General features: G+C 45.6%; 18 protein-coding genes. 8 read left to right on the top strand and 10 right to left on the bottom strand.

Annotation, left to right across the window (positions count from 1 at the left end; translation table 11 throughout):
- A partial coding sequence (locus WCK19_RS15175; RefSeq protein WP_342398239.1) for a hypothetical protein occupies window positions 1-191 on the top strand: 191 nt, incomplete at its 5' end.
- Between the two features lie 61 nt (window positions 192-252).
- Here the strand turns inward: WCK19_RS15175 and WCK19_RS15170 are convergent.
- From WCK19_RS15170 to WCK19_RS15150, 5 genes are all read right to left on the bottom strand, one after another.
- Window positions 253-1,155 (bottom strand): sensor domain-containing diguanylate cyclase, encoded by a 903-nt coding sequence (locus WCK19_RS15170; protein WP_342398238.1) that lies wholly within the window; start codon window positions 1,153-1,155, stop codon window positions 253-255.
- Between the two features lie 153 nt (window positions 1,156-1,308).
- The gene (locus WCK19_RS15165) at window positions 1,309-3,273 is read right to left on the bottom strand and encodes an acyltransferase family protein (protein ID WP_342398237.1); all 1,965 of its coding nucleotides are present in this window, start codon (window positions 3,271-3,273) and stop codon (window positions 1,309-1,311) included.
- A gap of 236 nt (window positions 3,274-3,509) precedes the next feature.
- Window positions 3,510-4,076 carry an SMC-Scp complex subunit ScpB gene (gene scpB / locus WCK19_RS15160; RefSeq protein ID WP_342398236.1) on the bottom strand — a complete coding sequence of 189 codons (567 nt, stop codon included), beginning with the start codon at window positions 4,074-4,076 and terminating at the stop codon, window positions 3,510-3,512.
- Between the two features lie 7 nt (window positions 4,077-4,083).
- Window positions 4,084-5,448, bottom strand: coding sequence for a methyl-accepting chemotaxis protein (locus tag WCK19_RS15155; protein WP_342398235.1), 1,365 nt, complete (start codon window positions 5,446-5,448; stop codon window positions 4,084-4,086).
- 161 nt (window positions 5,449-5,609) lie between these two features.
- Complete coding sequence (locus WCK19_RS15150; protein WP_342398234.1) at window positions 5,610-6,407, bottom strand: response regulator transcription factor; 798 nt, start codon at window positions 6,405-6,407, stop codon at window positions 5,610-5,612.
- Between the two features lie 253 nt (window positions 6,408-6,660).
- Between WCK19_RS15150 and WCK19_RS15145 the strand changes: the two genes are divergently transcribed.
- From WCK19_RS15145 to WCK19_RS15135, 3 genes are all read left to right on the top strand, one after another.
- Complete coding sequence (locus tag WCK19_RS15145) at window positions 6,661-7,827, top strand: hypothetical protein (protein WP_342398233.1); 1,167 nt, start codon at window positions 6,661-6,663, stop codon at window positions 7,825-7,827.
- 51 nt (window positions 7,828-7,878) lie between these two features.
- Complete coding sequence (locus WCK19_RS15140; protein ID WP_342398232.1) at window positions 7,879-8,292, top strand: hypothetical protein; 414 nt, start codon at window positions 7,879-7,881, stop codon at window positions 8,290-8,292.
- Window positions 8,293-8,369: 77 nt separating this feature from the next.
- On the top strand, window positions 8,370-9,641 hold the full coding sequence (locus tag WCK19_RS15135; RefSeq protein ID WP_342398231.1) for a glycosyltransferase: 1,272 nt from the start codon (window positions 8,370-8,372) through the stop codon (window positions 9,639-9,641).
- A 201-nt stretch (window positions 9,642-9,842) separates the two neighbouring features.
- Here the strand turns inward: WCK19_RS15135 and WCK19_RS15130 are convergent, their stop codons facing one another.
- The 3 genes from WCK19_RS15130 to WCK19_RS15120 all read right to left on the bottom strand — a co-directional run bounded on the left by WCK19_RS15130 (window position 9,843) and on the right by WCK19_RS15120 (window position 12,389).
- Entirely contained in the window at window positions 9,843-10,193 is a 351-nt protein-coding gene (locus tag WCK19_RS15130; protein WP_342398230.1) for a hypothetical protein, read from the bottom strand.
- Window positions 10,194-10,205: 12 nt separating this feature from the next.
- Window positions 10,206-12,116, bottom strand: a complete 1,911-nt coding sequence (locus tag WCK19_RS15125) for a bifunctional homocysteine S-methyltransferase/methylenetetrahydrofolate reductase (protein WP_342398229.1) — start codon at window positions 12,114-12,116, stop codon at window positions 10,206-10,208.
- Between the two features lie 105 nt (window positions 12,117-12,221).
- Window positions 12,222-12,389, bottom strand: coding sequence for a hypothetical protein (locus tag WCK19_RS15120; protein WP_342398228.1), 168 nt, complete (start codon window positions 12,387-12,389; stop codon window positions 12,222-12,224).
- Between the two features lie 189 nt (window positions 12,390-12,578).
- Here WCK19_RS15120 and WCK19_RS15115 point away from each other — a divergent pair, with 189 nt between their 5' ends.
- The 4 genes from WCK19_RS15115 (at window position 12,579) to WCK19_RS15100 (ending at window position 17,635) form a co-directional block, all read left to right on the top strand.
- Window positions 12,579-14,279, top strand: a complete 1,701-nt coding sequence (locus WCK19_RS15115) for a methylmalonyl-CoA mutase family protein (RefSeq protein ID WP_342398227.1) — start codon at window positions 12,579-12,581, stop codon at window positions 14,277-14,279.
- A 148-nt stretch (window positions 14,280-14,427) separates the two neighbouring features.
- The gene (locus WCK19_RS15110) at window positions 14,428-15,366 is read left to right on the top strand and encodes an alpha/beta fold hydrolase (RefSeq protein ID WP_342398226.1); all 939 of its coding nucleotides are present in this window, start codon (window positions 14,428-14,430) and stop codon (window positions 15,364-15,366) included.
- A 48-nt stretch (window positions 15,367-15,414) separates the two neighbouring features.
- Window positions 15,415-16,083, top strand: a complete 669-nt coding sequence (locus WCK19_RS15105) for an SDR family oxidoreductase (protein ID WP_342398225.1) — start codon at window positions 15,415-15,417, stop codon at window positions 16,081-16,083.
- Complete coding sequence (locus WCK19_RS15100) at window positions 16,076-17,635, top strand: hypothetical protein (protein WP_342398224.1); 1,560 nt, start codon at window positions 16,076-16,078, stop codon at window positions 17,633-17,635. Before WCK19_RS15105 ends, WCK19_RS15100 begins: the two co-directional genes overlap by 8 nt.
- Window positions 17,636-17,681: 46 nt before the next feature.
- Here WCK19_RS15100 and WCK19_RS15095 read toward each other — a convergent pair whose 3' ends face one another.
- Together WCK19_RS15095 and WCK19_RS15090 are read right to left on the bottom strand one after the other, a co-directional pair.
- Window positions 17,682-18,548, bottom strand: coding sequence for a sulfurtransferase (locus WCK19_RS15095; RefSeq protein ID WP_342398223.1), 867 nt, complete (start codon window positions 18,546-18,548; stop codon window positions 17,682-17,684).
- Window positions 18,549-18,608: 60 nt separating this feature from the next.
- On the bottom strand, window positions 18,609-19,844 hold the full coding sequence (locus tag WCK19_RS15090) for a glycosyltransferase family 39 protein (protein WP_342398222.1): 1,236 nt from the start codon (window positions 19,842-19,844) through the stop codon (window positions 18,609-18,611).
- Window positions 19,845-19,886 lie beyond the last annotated feature (42 nt).

The following is a 19,886-nucleotide window of genomic DNA, read 5'->3' as shown; positions in this document are numbered from 1 at the left end:
TGTTTTGGAGTGAACAACGGGAAGTGAAGCGGGTAGCGATCAAGGGCTTGATCGGACAGGAGTTAGGTTATGAGGAATTTCTGAAGTTGCGGTTGAAGGAGGCAGAGAGCGAATGGCGGCTAGCAGGAGTCTCAACAAAGCCATATTTTCCTGTTAGCCATCCCTTGCCCCAAAAACAGGCACTATTTTAGCCCGTTTCTATTTTGTCCTCCCTACCCTATTTTTAGAAAGGATACTATTAATCCTAGATTTTTAAGCATAACTCACCCGATTGCGCCCTTCGCTCTTGCTCTGGTAGAGCATTTTGTCAATACGCTCAAACAGACTATCAACTGTATCCTCGTTGGTATTAAGACATGCGCCAATCGAGATAGTAACTTTAAGCTCACCTTTTGGGGTATGCCATTGAGCTTTTCCTACCAACGCCCTGATTTTCTCGGAAATTGCCACCAACCACTCTTGATCCATATTATGTAATACAACAACAAATTCTTCGCCACCCCAACGACCAACAAAGTCGGTTGCTCGAATATTATGAGCAATTGTTTGGGCAACCATTTTTAAAACATGGTCGCCTATATCATGCCCGTAAGTATCATTTACCTTTTTAAAGTAGTCTATATCAATTAATAATACGCCAATTTGGTCACCCAGTTGTTGAGCTTCGCCTAGAGAAAAACGAAGTTTATGCTCGATATAGCGGCGATTACCAATACCGGTGAGGACATCTTCCATTGCTTCTTTTTGAAAATTATTAGCGCGTTTGCGTTCTTGTATGGTAATTGAATTATCGCTGAAACTTTCCACGGCACCAATAATATTACCTTCCTCATCTACTAATGGAGCTACCCGAACCAATACCGGGACACGATGCCCATCACTATGATGCAGAAACACTTCCGCTTCACGAACGGCACCGTCAGTAATTGTTTCATAAATTGGACACCCAGTAATGCAAAGGAGAACACCAGACTCACTTACGTGCATGAGCAGATTCTCGGAACATTTGCGACCTAGTACCGCTTTACTATCGTAACCCGTAATGCGTTCTGCCCCCTTATTCCAGTATGTTATTCTTTTGTCTTTTCCGACCAGATATACTCCATCAAATAGGTTATCCAGAATTACCCGGTAAAATTCTTCTTTTCCAAACACAACTTCACCACCATCAATGTAATTAGGAAATTTATAATCATATAATATTAATTATAACTATTTCTGCAAGACCTTTTTGAGGCTAATAGGATGATTCTGTCACGGAAAATGTGGTGAATTTGGGTCAGTATTATTTAAGAATAGCTAAAAGCATCAGGAGCGTAGCGCGGAGATAACCAGTTCGGCGTAGAATTTTGCGCCTTCAGGGCGCAAGTGCATCCCATCCTCCCAGAATAACTCAGGATGATTAGTAGAAGCAGTAAACCAATCTACCAGTTGTGTATTGGGATAGCGTTTCACGCCTCTAGCAATAATATCGTTATTTGGCTCTTCCCAGCGGCGCGGAACTTTATCATTTACAAATATGACGCGCTTAATATCTACTAAATTTTGCATAAGTTCGTCAAATTGCTGATCGCTGATACCACCGTTATTGCCTAGATGTATTATTACTAGGTTTCCCAGAACGCCCTCTTTTTTATATGATTTCAGAATATCGTTCGCTCGTAGGAATTGGCGGCTAACCTCTGCATCAAGAGTTAATCCCGGAATAAGATTGCCCAAGTCTTTTGCTGCACCCAACATAACCGAGTCTCCAATCGCGGTAACTCGCAAAGGTATTTCAGGAGTAGGGGTTGCTTGTGGTATAGCAGTAGGCGAGGGCGTATGGGTAGGTTGGGGCGTTTGGGTTGCCGCAAATTCAGTAGTAGCTTCAGGGGTAGAAGTTGGCAAGGGTGCATAATTTGAAATTGGAGTTGCTGTAAAAGTAGGCAGCACAGTATTTATTATGTTGGGATAAGTAATTTTAAGGGAATTTTCCGCCAGATAAGCAGGGGTTTGAACAGGGTGCGCTGCGGAAACAGACGCAACTAATACCAGTGAAAATACTATTAATGTACTCACTGACATCTTCCAGCGCCAACCGAGGATTTTACGCTTAATCCCGTTAGCCTCCCTCCAAGATTTCCAAGCAGCACCTAAAGCGCCTTTACGTATAGGTGTTTCTACAACAATGTAAGAAAGCTCGGCAAACAAACAGGTTAATACAAGACGTACTAACAACAAGGGCAACCCATTTAGGGATACATCCAGATTTGAGCGAGTAACCATATAGATTGGCCAGTGCCAAAGGTAAATCCCATATGAGCGCAAACCAATCCAGCGCATTACGTTCCAACTCAGCAAGCGGGTTGTAAATCTGTTATAGGGATGTACTACTACCGCTATCAAAATTGCAGTAAGAAGCCCAGTTACCAGAAAACCGCCCTGATACAAAAAGGGGTTCGATTCATCTAGCCAGATTAAGATAAAGATTAAGCCGCCAAGCGCAGCTAATCCTATAATGTCCAGGAGTATAGGTGGAACCCTATCTTCCCGTGATTGCATGCGCCATGGTGTCCAGAAATAAGCCAATGCTGCGCCAATTAGCAAACCGGCAGCACGGGTATCGGTTCCATAGTATATCCGCGAAGGGTCTGCATCCGGTAGATAGAGCGCAGCCATCAGTAAGGTTGAGCCAATAATTCCAACAACCAGAATAAGCAAAGCATATATCCGGCGCAATTTTATTAGAACAAAGCATAGTAGCAGTGGGAACAGAATATAAAATTGCTCTTCTACTGCCAACGACCATAAGTGCTTTAAAAGCGATGGTCTGGAGATGCTCTCAAAGTATGATTTATTCTCAAAAATGAGATACCAATTTGTGACATATCCGGTTGAGGCAAGCGCATCGCCCCGAATACTAGCTACCTCACTCGACAAGAAAGTTACTGAAAAAGCTAAGGTTGCGATAAGTAGGAGAAAAACCGCAGGAAGCAAGCGACGAGCGCGTCTGAACCAGAACATTTGGAGGTTGGTAGTACCTGTGTGGCGCACCTCTTCCAATAAGAGCGAGGTGATTAGGTAGCCGCTGATTACGAAGAAAATTTCAACGCCTAAAAAACCGCCCGGTATAAATAATAAATCGGCGTGGTATAGTATTACAGCAATTACAGCAACCGCACGTAAGCCTTCCAAACCCGGCAGGTACGGCAAACGAGCCTCGTGAGTGAGTTTCTCAACAAAAGTGTAAGATTTTATTTTAGTAGATATTAGCGGTCTTTGAAGCTCAAGCATTAATCAGAATCCTAAAAAGCCAAGTGATTTTGTTTTAATTCTGTATGATATTTACTCAGCTAAGCTCAATTTATTCCGTATTTTCAAAGCTTTTTGTGCGAATTTGAACCTAAATAATAAAATAAGGTAAATATTTACATGATATTTATATAATACAATATTTCTGCAATTTATACCATACAAATCTATATTAAAATTGTATTAAACAACAAAAACATGTCCCAAATTTTGGATAGCTACATTGTAACATCGGGAAGAGAGGCTTCAGTTTTAGCTGTGTTGCTGAGACCTTCCAATGGGGGCAGCTCCGCTAGGTTTTTAAGACCAAACTGATGCAAAAATTCAATGGTGCTGCCGAATAATACGGGGTGTCCGATGCTTTCAGCACGCCCTACTTCTTCAATCAGGCTACGCGCTTGTAGAGTATTTATAACCCCACTACTATCTACACCACGTATTGCCTCTATTCCTTGCCGAGTAATCGGTTGGCGGTAAGCAATAATGGTCAAGGTTTCAAGCGCGGCTGCCGAAAGGCGGGAAGCGGGTTGTAAACCGAGAAAGCGTTCTATATAAAGGGCAACTTCAGGGGAAGTGACGATTTGTAGGGTGTTGTTATGTCTGTAAATACGCAAGCCCCTAGCGTTGTTCTCGTAATCACCGTTAAGGGTAGTGATAAGTTCTTCAAGCCATTTTGGCTCTATTTGCAAAGCCTTTTGCAAATCGGCAAAATTAACAGCTTCCGCAGATATGAAAAGTATGGCTTCAATAGCAGCTAATTGTTGAGAGATATTAGAGTTTTCCATTTATGTATCAGTCTGCTTGCTCATTACCAGTAAGTTTTAGCACCGCTTGATAAAGAACTTCCAAACTGCTTAAAACTCCTTTCCCCTCTTGGGATACAGCCCTAGAAATGTCGGAAATATGCCGGATTGTAGCTACTAACTGGACGGTAGCCTCGCGTTGCTGCTGACTAGATAGAGCTATTTGGCGTGCTAGAGTTGCAGTGTTTTCAGCCATTACCACTACCACATCCAACGCGCTATTAATCTGGCGCGAACCTGAAATAACCGGAGTAGTTTCATTAACTCCTTGATGGGCAGTTTCAGAAATAGCTTGAATTGCCCGGCGGAAATCTTCCATAACGCGATTGACTTGATCTGCCGCATCACGACTGCGATTAGCTAGGCGTTGGACTTCGTTGGCAACACTGGCAAAGCGTTTACCGTATTCACGCGCGCCCGCAGCTTCAATAGTAGCATTCAAAGCCAGCAGGTTAGTTTCCTCAGCTACTTCGGTTATCAATTCAATAATTTGATCGATTTGATGCGCCTGATTGTACAGGTCATCCATCGAATTGGCAAACTCCTGAGTACGCTCACTGATTAAAAGTAAGGAACTTAAAGCATTCAGCACATTGCCTGTGCCATCTTCAGCTACTTTGAGAGATTCTTGAGCGGTTAAATCCACCTGACGAGCTAAGCGTGCAATCGCTTCGTTAGTCTGATCAAAGTGTTCAATGGTAATAGTTACCTGTAATACGGCAGCAAGTTGATTATCGATATAACGGGCTTGCTCGTTAAATAAAGATGAAACCTGTTCGGTAAAGTCGTTGACTTGAAATGATAATTGACGTTCTGCATCACGCTTTTGAGCCAATTCACGATTAAGGGTATCTAAGTTAAAATTTCGCTCTCTCAAACGTGAGATGAGATTTTGCGAATTCGCATCAAAGAACCAAGATAGCCCCGCCATCACTATTAAAAGAGCAACAGGAGCGCTGACATTATTAAAAACGTCGGTTGGCTTCTCCAACAAGAAGAGTCCGGGTTTAACACGGAGTAATGCCACAATGAAAATACCGGCAATACCAACTCCTGCAAAAATAAAACAGTAAACAGCCCCGATAATTACTGAAGATGCAACTACGGGCAAGATTAGCAAAGTCGAAATCGAACGCAAATCTATAACGAACATCTCATCCGGTGAAGTAAGCACATAGATAAGTACCAAGCCGTTTACCAGCAAGAAGAAAATAATAGCAGAGATGTTGGAAGATATTACCCGATTTAACAGAAAACATACGAGAATTATGGCTAACCCTGCCAATTGGGGGATGAACTGGCGATAGTCAATATTGGGGAGCGCAGGTATCTGGGTGGATAAAATAAGAACCAAAACCCCTAATCCGGTAACCAACAATAAGATATTAAAAAGCCGGGCGTGCCTTTGCTCGTCCGGATTTAGGCGCGGGTTAGGGGCAATCAGCTTTTGCCAGATATTAACTTTAGTCTGTTTTTCAACCTGCCGAATAATAGTGCAATAACCCCCTAACCCTATTAAGTTCCAAACTTATAGCCTAAACCGCGCACATTCAAAATATATTCGGGATTATTAGGGTCACGCTCTATTTTGTGTCGCAGGTGCTTGATATGAACCCGAATCATAGAGCGACTATCAAATTCACTAAGTTCATAATTGTGAACTTGTTTTACCAGATATTTACAACTTAAAACGCGCCCGGCATTGTTCATCAAAGTAACCAATAAGTTAAATTCGGTAGGAGTCAGACCCATTAGCTCGCCATCACGGCGAACTTCGTGTTTTCTTATATCTACTACCACGTCATTAACCTTAATTATTTCTTCGTCTTCGCTTTTAACGCCTTTAACTTCAGCAACTGCCGCGGATTGGATTTCGCCACCCTCAATTACACTACGGGCGAACTGTCGCGCTTGTTCAGCCAGCCGTTTTTGATTTAGAGTTTCTTCGCGTTTTTTTAGCCCCTCTTTAAGGCTGTCCTTGAGAGCTTGAATCTTGATTGGCTTTAGCAAGTAATCAGAAGCGCCAGTGCGAATCGCTTCCATAGCGCTATCCAGAGAACCATGCCCGGTTAACATTATCACAACAGTATCAGGGGAGCGTTTTTTTACTTCGCGCATAACTTCAAGACCATCAATATCCCGGAGTTTTAAGTCCACCAGCACAAGGTCATAAACATCGTCTTGCAGAGAAGAAACTGCTTCGGTACCACTTGCTTTGGTAGATATTTCGTAGCCTTCATCATCCAGTGCATCACTCAAATAGTGTAAAATAGTTTGTTCATCATCGACAATCAAAATTTTAGGGCTTTTCATTGGTAAACTCCCATCCTAGAGGGAAACTGGTATCTATACCAAAAATAACCAGCTTAAGCAGATGTATTCCAATTTAGCTAATATAAGTATCTACACGGCGTAAAATAAATAAAGATTAGCCCTATTTTAGCACACTTTGTAATTCTTTTCTGCATTTTTGATACAACCTCCTTTATACTCAACCGAAATTTTCCAGCTTTTTAAATGTGCTAAAATGCTTTAGGTAGTTATAAAGTAACTGGAGAGGAGTGAGGTGGCTAATAACCTTATATTGTTTTATGGATGTCCAAACGATTCGCCGCTTACACCTGTAGAATCGGCGATGGATAAGCTGCTAAGATTAGCTGCCGTATCTACTTTACAAGTTGCAGGCGCAACCGGGCTTTTTGAAAGAATGCTAGTGCTAACCAATGACTACTCTTTCAAACCGCCAGAGGGGGTTGAACTGCTGTTCGATAATGAAATTTCCTCCTCCGGTACATTTGATTTTGGTTATTCGCTCAGTCGAGTAGCACAATTGTTGCCAGCCAAAGATGTAGTCGTTTATGCTGGAGCAGGGGCGGCGGCTTTGTTCTCTGCTAACGAATGGCAATCTTTGATTAATGTTCTGGAAGAAGAACCGGAGGTTGTTACAGCTAATAACTTTTTTAGCGCAGATATCATAGGCTGGAAACCGGCTGAAGCCATTAATAAACTTGTTGCCCGTAATGAATTACCGGATAGTGATAACAATCTGGCATGGAGCTTATGCCAACGCGCCGATTTGGTGTGGCGGCAAATATTACCCGGAAACAGCCGAACGTTTCGTACCATCTTTGATATAGATACGCCTACCGATGGCGCCGCTTTAAAAATCTGGCTTGATAATAATTCAGAAGCGGGCTTGCTCAAAGAGTTTTTGAGTGAAGAAAAAGCTTTCCCAACTCGCAACGCCCACGCTTTTTTATGCGAATTGAGCCATTTTGAAAGCAAAGTGCTGGTAAGCGGCAGGGTAAGTGGTGGAGTACATCGTTTGCTGGAAACACGCGCACACGGGCAAACCCGAATACTTAGCGAAGAACGAGGTATGCGTGCCAGCGGTAGAGAAGCTAAAGGCTTGGTAAAATCTCTGGCAGGGCTACTACTGGAGAAAGTGGGTCCACACAGATTTTTTTCCCAACTAGCTGAATTGAGTACAGCCGTAGCAATTGATACACGAGTTTTGTTTGCCCATTTAAAATATAATTTCAGCCGCGCTGACCGTTTTAACAGCGATGCTTTTAATCCTGAAGGTATTAATGATACCTACTTGCGGGAATTTACCTACGCAGCAGTTGAGGTTCAACAGAAAACTGGGTTGACCGTATTACTGGGCGGTCATTCTTTAATAGCGGGCGATTTGATGTTACTATTGGAGTTAACACCCCCTCGTTTCGGCTAAACATAATGCGGGTGGTCTTAATATACTAAGTTAAAATAAGCGAGAACAGAAATGGCGAAAAGCAAAAGGTCTTTGAAACAAACCCAAGAAACAGGAGCATCACCTCAAATTACTAGAAGAGCGGTTACACCTGATAGTCCACCTCAAGCAAATATGCTTAATCAAGAGAAACAAACTGTAGATATACGTATTCTTAGTTGGTTCGGCAACAACAATTGGCTGCTGGCTCTGATGAATCTCGGCGCGGCTATTGCAATGTTTGTTCTGGGCGGAACTGCGTTAATTACTGGAGGATTTGGGCTATTTTTGCCGCTCGGTTTCGGTTTATTAGGATTGAGATTTGTAGTAGTATTCTTGGAAGTAGCATTGCAATTGCAACTGGGCGGTACAGGTAAAATCCTGAAAACCGGGTTACCTTTGATTGCGCTAATCTTCCTAGTTATAGGACTTAGCTTACAAATTTAGATAGCTGTATATATAAACAGCAGTTTTGTTTGGTATTAAAATAAATCACATATAAATAACGAGGTTATTCAAGCAAAATGAATAAAGATTCTTACAGGGTAGCCATGCTTAGCGTGCATACATGTCCTCTGGCAGTTTTGGGCAGCAAAGAAGCAGGGGGCATGAACGTTTATGTACGCGAACTAAGCCGAGAATTGGGTCGGCGCGGTATTATGGTAGATGTTTTTACCCGTACCCAAAGTTTGATAACACCTCTCACCCATACCTTGAGCGATAATGCGCGTATTATCCACTTACCAGCAGGTCCGCTCAAACCTTATAATAAAAACAAGATATACGAGCATCTACCTGAGTTTGTTCGCAATATCCAGAATTTCCAGCACAGCGAAGGCTTGAAATATGACGTTATCCATTCACATTATTGGCTAAGTGGATATGCAGGCTTAATGTTGAGCGAGAAATGGCGGGTTCCGGTAGTGCAGATGTTTCATACCCTAGCTTTGCTGAAAAATGCAACTGCGCGAAATGAAAACGAACTTGAACCGAATACCCGTGTAGAACGCGAAGCCGTTTTAATGAATAGCGTGGATAGAATTGTCGCTGCCACCGCCGCCGAAAAAGCCTCGCTGAGTTGGCAATACGGAGCAGAAGCAGACAAAATAGATATAGTCCCTTGTGGGGTGGATTTGAAGCTATTTAAGCCACGTCACAAAGCCGATGCGCGTACCCAGTTAGGTTTGACCGCACGCAATATTCTCTTGCTGGTGGGGCGAATTGAACCAATCAAAGGGGTGGACGTGCTGATAGGAGCTATTCGGCAATTGGTGGAAAAGGGCGAGCGAGATACCCAAGTGATTGTGGTGGGCGGTGGCAGCAAAGCAGGGCAAGACGATAACCCGGAAGCTATTCGCCTTCAATCTATGGTAAGAGAGTTAGGCTTAGATGATTATGTAAAGTTCTTGCCCTCTCAACCCCAAAACTTAATGCCTTTTTATTATAGTGCTGCCGATATTACTGTTATGTCAAGCTATTATGAAAGCTTTGGTATGGCTGCCCTTGAGTCGCAGGCTTGTGGAACTCCCGTAATTGCCAGCCGGGCTGGCGGGTTGCCTTACACCGTAAAGGATGGCTATAGCGGGCTATTGGTGCCACCCGGAGATGAGGCTGAACTGGCTAACGCCATCCGTCATTTGCTGGATGATACCCAATACCGCAACAAGCTTGGGCACCAAGCGATTCTCCATGCCGAGCAGTTTGGCTGGCGAGCTATCGCCGACAGGGTGCTGGAAACTTACCAAGACTTGACGGGTGTCATATCTGAATCCAGAGTAAGCGCAATAAATAACTAATTTAAGATATAGCCTATATAAGCTGCTTATATATGTGTGTGAGGTTTATATAGGCGTGGGGGTATATGGGCTTTGTATGCGTGCTAATGCGACATTAGGAATATATCGCATTAGCCTGCCTTGACTATGTGCCTTTTCAGGCTTCCTTTTAGTTTTTCTGGTTTATCTCTTTTTTTGAAGCACTTTATTTACACACAACTATTAGAAAAGACCGGGTTTCTTTCGCTTGAAGAAGGCACGGTAGGCTTTCACATCGAACCCGCCACTACTCGCCAACATTAATTGTGCGCCTCCGGAGTTGTCGTTCGATACGCCCCGAATTTTGTCTAAAATGCCGCCGCTACTGCCCCGCGCCGGAATATACGAAGGTGTAGGCATATCCATAGGTACTGCCAGTTCCGCCGTTACACTTATCAATTCCCAACCTTCTTCACCCAAAGGGGCAATTAGTTCTTCAATGGTTTGCGCTTCTACTTTGTCAAAGACCGAAAGCCAAATCGCGCTACTATCAATATAGGTATAGCAAACTACTTTATACTGCCATTTTTTCACAACTGCTTCTCCTTATACCTTGAGCATTCTGACCAGTTCCGCGCTGGCATCGTATTTGCCATGCGGCATCAGGTACACACCTTGCACCATGCTACCCATTTGTTCAATCAGTTCAGCGGCAATTTTTAGCCCTTCCAGCGAAGCTTTATCGCCTGCCTCGCGCATGCGTCCTAACACACGTGGGGGAATAACGATGCCGGGTACTTCATTATGAATGTATTCTGCGAGTTTGTAATTATGTAGTAGCATTATACCCGCAATAATGGGTAATTTAATGTTGCCCAGCCTACCTAGAGTTTCGCGCAAAATTTCCACATCGAAAACCGGTTGGGTCATAATAAAATGTGCGCCCGCTTCGATTTTCTTACGCAATCGCTCAATATGCACCTCTACATCATGGGCGGTAGGTTCAAAAGCGCAGCCAATATTGAAATTGGCAGGCGTACCGATGCTAGTTCCATTCCAATCAGCACCCTGATTAAAGCGATTCATCATCGAAACCAGCCCAATTGAGTCTACATCCCAAATCCCACTCGCTCCAGGATAATCCCCCAAGCGCGGCGGGTCGCCGGTAAGCGCCAACACGTTGCGGATGCCATTAGCATGTGCGCCCAGCAAATCGCTCTGCAAAGCCATCAGGTTGCGGTCACGGCTAGTATAGTGAATAATGGTTTCAATGCCTACCGATTGCTTGATAAGGATTGCACAAGTCATACTACCCATACGCACCTTTGCCATTGCGCTATCGGTGATATTAACAACATCAGCACCTAGTTCTGCCATGCGCGAAGCCGCCTGAAGCATCCGGGTAGGATTAATGCCTTTGGGCGGAAGCAATTCCACGCTCACCACAAACTCTTTGGAAGCCAGTTTCCGGGCAAGTTCAGTTGGCTCACAGTTGGTAGATTTATCCAAAGTGCGTTGCAAAGCGCCTCCGGTAGATTGCTCTTGATTATCCGGTCCGGGGTCATGATGTGGAGGGCTGAAAATATACTCACCAGAACTACCCGGCGCGAATTTCTTAACTTGCTCAGGCAACAGCGAGTCGATAGCATGGCGCATTGCGACGATGTGTTCGGGGGTAGTGCCACAGCAACCGCCCAGTATTTTCACACCTAAACCAAGAAATTCCGGCACCAATCCGGCGAAATATTCGGGAGTAGCTTGGTAGAGCATACGCCCTTCTGCTCGGATAGGCGCACCAGCGTTTGGTTGTGCTGAGAAATTATGAAATTCAGGAGCGGAAGTGACCATTTGCTCCAGCACCGAAAGCGTACCCTGAGGTCCGATATGGCAGTTTATACCGATTACATCCGCGCCACCCTCACGCAGCATTTGCACCACCTGTGCCGGAGTATTCCCCGAAAAAGTAGTGCCATCTTCGATGAAGGTCATTTGCGCCACGATAGGCATATTGGTAAGCTTACGAGCAATTTCAAGTGCCAGTTTCATTTCAATAAAATCATAGAAGGTTTCGAAAATAAGTAAATCTACGCCACCTTCCATAAGAGCTTCGATTTGTTCGCGGAAAGCTTCCTGAATCTGCTCAGAAGTGAGACCGCCACCTGACCCCGCTACCTGACCCAATGGACCGATTGAGCCTGCTACCATTACATTTTCGCCTGAAATATCGCGAGCTTCTTTAGCGATTTTTGCGCCTTTCAGGTTAAACTCACGCACCCGATTTTCTAGGCCGTGCCTAGCAAGGCGATATTGGTTACCTCCGAAGGTATTAGTCTCAATAATTTCAGCCCCCGCTGCAATATAATCGCGGTGAATTTGCTGGATGAAATCAGGTTGGGTAATGTTCAATTCCTCATAGCATTGCTGGTATGGAATACCACGTGCAAAAATGAGGCTGCCCATCCCTCCGTCACATAGGATAGGTCCTTTCTCAAGACGTTCAAGCAGAGGGTTATACATCTGGTCTCCTAATCTTCGCAGGGCGCAAACCTATCGCCCGCTGGTTGAATAATAGCTTGCCTGACTGCTGATTATAGTGCTTGCCTAATGCTGTTGCAACTATTGTTAAAACTGGCAATCAGGGCAGGGGCAAGGTCGGTATTCCAATGTCAACACGCCAAGAAGATTAACCCGTAGGGGCGCATCGCGATGCCCTCGTTCGGTGGAGTTTTTTGTGGGTGATGTGGCAATAAAAGAATGGCGGTTCGCCTGTCCCCCGGATGGGGGATACAAAAACGATTTTCTTGGTGGTTTGGAGAACCGTTGAAAATATAAATACTGATTTTGCAAAAGCCCCGTACCTCCATAACAATTGATTAATGCCATGTTATGAATATATGTTAAAATTGTGCATATATGCTATCGTGAACCTTATAGAGTATAAGACATGCTTTTTTTAATAGCAGGAGGTAATTTATAACAATGAGTAGTTATAACCCTGACAAAGTAAGTCGGATTAAAGAGCAGAGAAGGCAGTGGGAAAGTACCACCCTTAAAAAAACCATAGAGCGCGTACCGGAACGCGCCCCAGAAAACGGAGTTGAATTTACTACTATTAGCGGTATGAAGGTTAACCGCCTCTACACCCCCGCCGATGTGGAAGCTCTGGATTACGAACGTGACCTCGGCATGCCGGGCGAATATCCATTTACTCGCGGCGTGCATGCCAATATGTATCGCGCCAAAAATTGGACTATGCGCCAGTTTGCCGGGTTTGGCACTGCCGAAGAAACCAACAAACGTTTTAAATACCTACTAGAACATGGCGAAACCGGGTTAAGTATCGCCTACGATTTCCCCACCCTTTACGGGCGCGATAGCGATGACCCTTTGAGCGAAGGCGAAATGGGCAAATGCGGCGTGGCAATGAACAGCCTCGAAGATATGGAAATCCTGTTAGATGGTATTCCACTCGACCAAGTTACCACCAGCATGACCATAAACGGACCCGCCCCTGTGGTTTGGGCGATGTACATTGCGGCTGCCGAAAAGAAGGGCTACCCCCGCCGCATACTAGGCGGCACTACCCAAAATGATATTCTCAAAGAGTATATTGCTCAGAATACCTATATATACCCACCCGAACCAAGCCTCAAATTGGTGGTAGATACAATGGAGTTCGGCTCGAAAGAAATGCCGCGCTGGAATACCATTAGCATCAGCGGGTATCATATTCGCGAGGCAGGCAGTACCGCCCTTCAGGAACTCGCCTTTACCCTGATAGATGGGCTTACTTATGTGGAAGAGGGCATCAAGCGCGGGTTGGATGTGGATGATTTTGCGCCCCGCCTCAGCTTCTTCTTTAACTGCCATAACGACTTCTTCGAGGAAATTGCCAAGTTTAGGGCGGCACGCCGCATCTGGGCGCATGAATTACGCACGAACTATGGTTCCAAACAGGCGCGTAGCTGGTTATTGCGCTTCCATACCCAAACCGCAGGGTGTAGCCTTACCGCTTCGCAACCTGAGAATAACATTGTACGTACTGCCATTCAAGGGCTGGCAGCGGTTTTGGGCGGCACTCAATCCCTACACACCAACTCGATGGATGAGGCGCTTGCCCTACCAAGCGACAAAGCCGTCAAAATCGCTTTGCGTACTCAGCAAATTATCGCCCACGAATCCGGAGTCACTACCAGCGTTGACCCATTGGGCGGTAGCTATTTGGTGGAAGCCCTCACCAACGAAATGGAAAAAGGCTTTTACGAATACAAACGAAGAATAGATGCAATGGGCGGGATGCTGGCAGCAATTAATCACGGGTTCCCTCAGAAAGAAATCGTAGATGCCAGTTGCCGCTTCCAAGAAGAAATTGACAGCAAAAAGCGCATTTTCGTGGGCGTGAACGACTACGTGGATAACGCGCCGCTGGAAATTCCTTTCCTGCAAATAGACCCAGATGGTTACCGCCGCCAATGTGAGCGTTTGGCGCGTCTCCGCATGGAACGCGACAATGAGAAAACCGGCGCTGCCCTTGAAACGATACGCCAAAAAGCTACCGAAAACAAGGAAAATATGATGCCCTACCTCATCGAAGCTTGCAACGCTTACGCCACCCTTGGGGAAATAACCGGAGTGTTGCGTAAAGTTTACGGTGAACATAAAGACCCAAGCATCGTATAAAATTCTGGAGTAGAAAGCCCTTGACCCATAAAAGGTCGGGGCTTTTTTATTTCTTCACCTTAAGCTAATTCAAATTCCGGTGTAACCTCTGGTATTAAACCTATTTTCACACTAGAATCAATAGTATTTATAATTAAGGAGAAAAATTATGCGAAATCTGTTGAATCGGAAAAATAAGAGCTATGCCACTTTAACCTTGCCGGGTGAGGAGCGTACATTCCTGTGGCGCGAACATAAGGTGGTGTACTCAATTCTGGGAGAGGGCGCACCCCTGCTAATGCTGCATGGGATTAATGCCGCCGCATGGGGCTATGAGTATCGGCGAAATTATGAGGAATTTGCAAAACATTACCGAGTATATGTTCCAGATTTGCCCGGTTACGGGCGTTCCGAGCGGAAACCCATTGATTATACCGCCAAGCTCTATATCGAGTTCGCGCGTGATTTTGCCAGTCACATTCTGGAATTGGAAGGTATAGCTCCCGCCATAGTTGTTACCAGCCTGAGCGCAGCGCATGTTATCAGCGCGGCAGTAAGTGACCCTCAGCTATTTGGACCCTTGGTACTAATTAGCCCAACCGGATTGGAACGTTTGGATTTCCCACCTCCAGCAATCTTAAAACGAGCGCATCGCTGGCTATATGGCAAATTGGGAAGTGCGGTTTTTTCGCTGCTAACCACACGCTTATCTACCAAAATATTTCTTGGGCGAGACAGCTATTTGGATAAAACTGGCATTGATAAAGAGTTAATTGAAGGATATTACGCCACCGGGCATCAGCCTAACGCCAAATACGCCCCAGTATGCTTTATCACTTTCTACTTGAATCACTCTGTAAGGGGCGAATGGGAGAAAATCTCGCAACCAACTCTCATTGTGTGGGGGCGCGAAGCCAAAATCACCCCTTTGAAGGATTCGGAGCTATTCCTGAAATTGCGCCCCCAAACCGAGTTGGCGATAATTGAACGGGCGCGTTTATCCTCCAATGATGAACGTGGTGAGGAATTTAATCAAATTGTGCTGGAATGGCTTTCACAGCACTACAACGGCAAAAAAGAAGCGGCAATCCACACCCCGACATGGTAAAATATAGCTTCATTTTGTAGGTCAATTTACTGTCAGGAAAGAGAAAAAATGGCACATTTGGAAGACTTAGTTCTGGTCATTGGAGCGAGCGGCGAAACTGGCAGCCGAGTCGTTAAAGCTTTGCTGGCAAAGAACATCCCTGTAAAGGCGTTGGTACGTACCCCTGAAAAGGCAGAAGCATTGCAAATGCCCGGTGTGGAGGTTCAAGTAACAAACCTGACCGACCCAGCAGAACTCCAAACCGCCCTTGAAGGCATAAAATATGTCATCACCGCCACCGGAGCGCGTAATTTCCGCGAACCAATTGAAACCGAAGCAATTGAAGTTACCTTTATAAATCTACTGTCAATCGCCATCAAAACAGCCGGCACAGAGCATATTGTGATGTGTACTTCACTTGGTACTGACAACCCGGAGCAGTTCCCCCAGATTGCCCCAGTGCTACGGCTGAAAAGCAAAGCCGAAGAAGTTATAATCGGCTGTGGTGTTCCCTACACCATAGTGCGCCCCGGCGGGTTGGTAAACGAACCGGGCGGGGTTGGCGTATTAATCCGCTCGAAGTTGGAAGCCCCCGGACGCATCTCGCGGGAAGATGTGGCAGAAGTAATGGTGCAAGCACTTTTGCAACCGGAAGCACGTAATAAAGTAGTAGAGATTATTAACCAAACGGGCGAAGCACCCGCCAATAGATCCGACCTGTTTAAAGGAATTGCCTAAAACCCGTTTAAATCCGATACTGGCGGTGTTGGTTATCCTCGCCGCCACTCTGCGTCTTATCAACGGTCCGCGCCCTTATGATGACGCTTTTATCACTTTTCGCTACGTGGAAAACATCACTAACGGTACAGGCTTCGTTTATAACGCTGGTGAGTTTGTGCTTGGCACTACTACGCCGCTTTATACCCTGCTGCTGGCGTTATTGCATTTTCCTTTTAACAGCGATTTGGGCTGGATAGCCTTAATTATCAACACTCTGGCAGATTGCGTCAGCTTAGTTTTACTATATCTGCTTGGCAGAAAATTCATTGGAGAGAAAGCGCAGGGTGTCGTATATGCTGCACCTCTGCTATTTGCCGTTTCGGTATTTAGTACCAACTGGTGCATCGGTGGGATGGAAACCTCGCTTTTCTCATTTCTACTACTACTCTCCTTCTACCTTACGGTAACGCGGCAAACTGTATGGGGCGCGTTTGCCGCTTCCCTAGCCACCCTTTGCCGCCCCGAAGGAATCATCATAGCGGGGTTGGTGTTAATAGCTGCGGGGGTCATTCGGCGCGGCATACCATGGCGCGAATCTCTGTTAATGGCGGCTACCGGTGCGCCTTGGGCGTTGTTTGCCACCCTTTATTTCGGCAGCCCCATTCCTCATTCGATTACCGCTAAAGGGGACAAGGTTTATATTTTCGCCGAAACAGGGCTGGCGCGTTTCAAGCAATTTAGCCTGATTGCGTGGGATAACCCTATTGGGCAATTTATCACCGCCATGAAGTTGCCAGATGGCAAGAAAATATTCGCGCTTGGGCTGGCAGCAACAATAATATTCCTTGCGCTGATTTTGGCAGGGATATGGCGCATTTGGAAAACAGACCGAGTAGCCGGAAGTATAGCGCTGGCATTCCCGCTTCTGCTAAACGGCGCATATGTGCTGGCTACCTATCGCGATGTGCTGATATTTGATTGGTATCTGGTGCCGCTCGTTTTATGGTATCTCTTACTCACTACTACCGGACTTTACCAATGGAGTAACTGGATTAGAAGTTGGGCTTCGCGTTGGGTCAAGCCAAAAGTAGGCTTTAATCGCCTATTTGTGGCAGGGATTGTGCTTTATCTGGAGGTAAGCCTTGCTAATCAGATGCAAGCTTACGACTGGGGGCGCACCCGTATGAAATCGCCGGAATATTATCGGGAAGCCGCGCAACTAATTTCACCGCACCTAAAGCCAACCGATACCATAATCGCTCCCGAAATCGGTATGCTTGGGTACTACGCCAACGCCCGTATTTTCGACTCGGTGGGGCTGATTTCGCCCGGCGCTTTGAAGTATTATCCTGTCCCACCCAACGAATTAGCCAGCAATAACGCCATTCCAACCCGTATGGTGAATGAGCTAAACCCTGAATATGTTATAAGCCTAGAGCTATTCGTGCGTAACAGCCTTAACCTATCGCAGCAATTCAAGGAAAATTACACCTTGCTACAGAAAATAGCCACCAGTGCTTATGGTAGCGATGGGCTTTTGATTTATATCCGCAAAGATTTGCTCAAGTGAAAAAAAACCGCTCTCAAACCAAGAGCGGAAGCGTTACTTTTTAATCCTACTCTATCGGCAAATCTTCGCGCTCGTTCCACTCGTTCCAGCTACCATCATAATTGGTCAATTTATGAAAACCAATAATAGAAAGACTGAATAGAACGGAGGTTGCCGCCACTCCACCGTTACAGTACGCCACGATTTGGTCTTCAGGCTTTAACCCGGCGTTCTCGGCAATCGCTCGAATCTCGGCATCGCTTTTAAATGTGCCGCTGGCGCTATCTATCAATTCTTCGCGAGGAAGGCTGATTGCGCTCGGAATATGCCCACCGCGAGTACCGCGCCGGATTTTACCGCTATATTGCCCTATATCACGCGCGTCCACCAGTGTAATCCCCGGTTTGCCAAGCATATCTTTTACCTGTTCAGCCTCTGCTCTCAGTTCAGGATGCAAGCGAGGAGTAAAGACAGCGAATTTATGGTGAGGCAAAAGAGCATTGGAAGGATTTCCTTCCTTACTCCATTTGTTCCAGCCGCCATCTAAAACCCGCACATCGTGGTGTCCATAATAGCGCAATACCCACCACATACGGGTAGCAAATTGCATCGCCGGATGAGCATCATAAACTATAATGGTATGCTCATCCCCGATACCGGCATCGCTCAAAACATGAGCAATTTGTTGCGCCCCTGCGACTTGCACCGGTACAGGGTCATTCAAATCAACTATATCCTTAGTCCAATCCAGATAAACTGCACCGGGGATATGTGACGCTTCGTATTCTTCCCGCGCTCCGGTATAGCGGGCTTCTTGCGTACCGTCTTCAGCAGTTACTGCAAGCACATAGCCACGCATATCAATTATTCTGAGGGATGGGTCATTTAGACGTGCTGACAACCACCCGGCGTTTACCAAATGCTCTTCGCGCATTTCTAAAATTTTATCCTTTCATAACAAGTAAAACGGTAAAGCAATTTATACCACCTGTGGTTAGCCCGCCCACATCCAGAAAATAAACAGAGTTGCCCAGAGGGCTTGTAGCGCCGCGCTAAATCTTAGGAGAAGGCGGGGGGCAGATTTTGCCATCAACATGAAGCAAGGGAAAAGAACTACTAAGTAGCGGGTCATACTCATCCAGATAAACTCGCCTGTCCCGGCGCGGGTAAGGTAAACCAGCAGACTAGTGCCAATATAGATAAGATACTGGCGAGGCAATTTGCGTTGCCACCATACTATAGAGAAGCAAATAAATATTACCAGTGTAACCAAATCCAGCACATTATAAATCAGGTTGCTGACATTGGAAGGGTTAAACATAGCAATAAGCCCACCAAAGAAAGACTCCCACGGTGGCGCAAACCGCACACTCCAGATTATCGAAAGGTGATTACCAAAATTGTGGTCGCCCAACACAAAATAGACATAGAAAAAGTATAACGCCAGTAAAGAAGGAGCTAATGCCAGCGCCAACGCATTACGATCCAGTTTTCGCCATTTCCAATCGCGCTGCTGCATATAGAGATAGCCCAACGGAAGAATCAAAATAAAGCCTTGAATACGGGTTATTCCAGCGAACCCTGCCAGAACTGCCGCCAGCACCCAGCGGTCTTTCTCACCATAATAGAAAGCGGCGCAAGCCAACGCTAGATACAGCGATTCGGTATAACCGCCCAACAAAAAGAAAGCTCCGGGAAATACTGCCAGCCATATCAGCGTTTTGCGGGCAATTTCATCATCAAAAATCAGGGCAGAGAGGCGGTACAGATAGAACATCGCTGCCAAATAAGCAATGTTAGAAACCAACAAGGCGGCGAGCATATGCTGACCTACCAGCAATTTACCTAGAACCGCAATAAGAAGTGGGTAGAGTGGCGGGAAATTAGTGGTGCCATTCCCAATATCATAGCCAAAGCGGGCAATATGGATATACCAGTTGGTATCCCATCTTTGCCAAGGTTGCAAGAAAAAGAAACCGGGACCCCAGAAATTGGGGTCTAAATCGCGCAAAAGACTTGCGCCCATAGGAGGTTCTACCGGAGCAAGTATCACCAACGCTGCCCCCAAAGCAAAGAGCAACAACCGGTGAGTCAAATAGATATGCCAACAAAAGGCGAAAACAGGGTCAGCCATTAATCTATGCCACTGGCGAGCAATTAAGCCCTGTGGCTGTTCCATTGCGGCATTATTTGATGCCGCGTTACTCGCCAGATTTTGTTGTACTTCCAAATTCGCTGTCCCCACGCGAGTTAATGATAATACCTGTGGGCA

This window comes from Candidatus Chlorohelix sp. (genome assembly GCF_037138995.1).
Classification (GTDB): domain Bacteria; phylum Chloroflexota; class Chloroflexia; order Chloroheliales; family Chloroheliaceae; genus Chlorohelix.
This window is presented reverse-complemented; position numbering and strand designations above follow the sequence as displayed.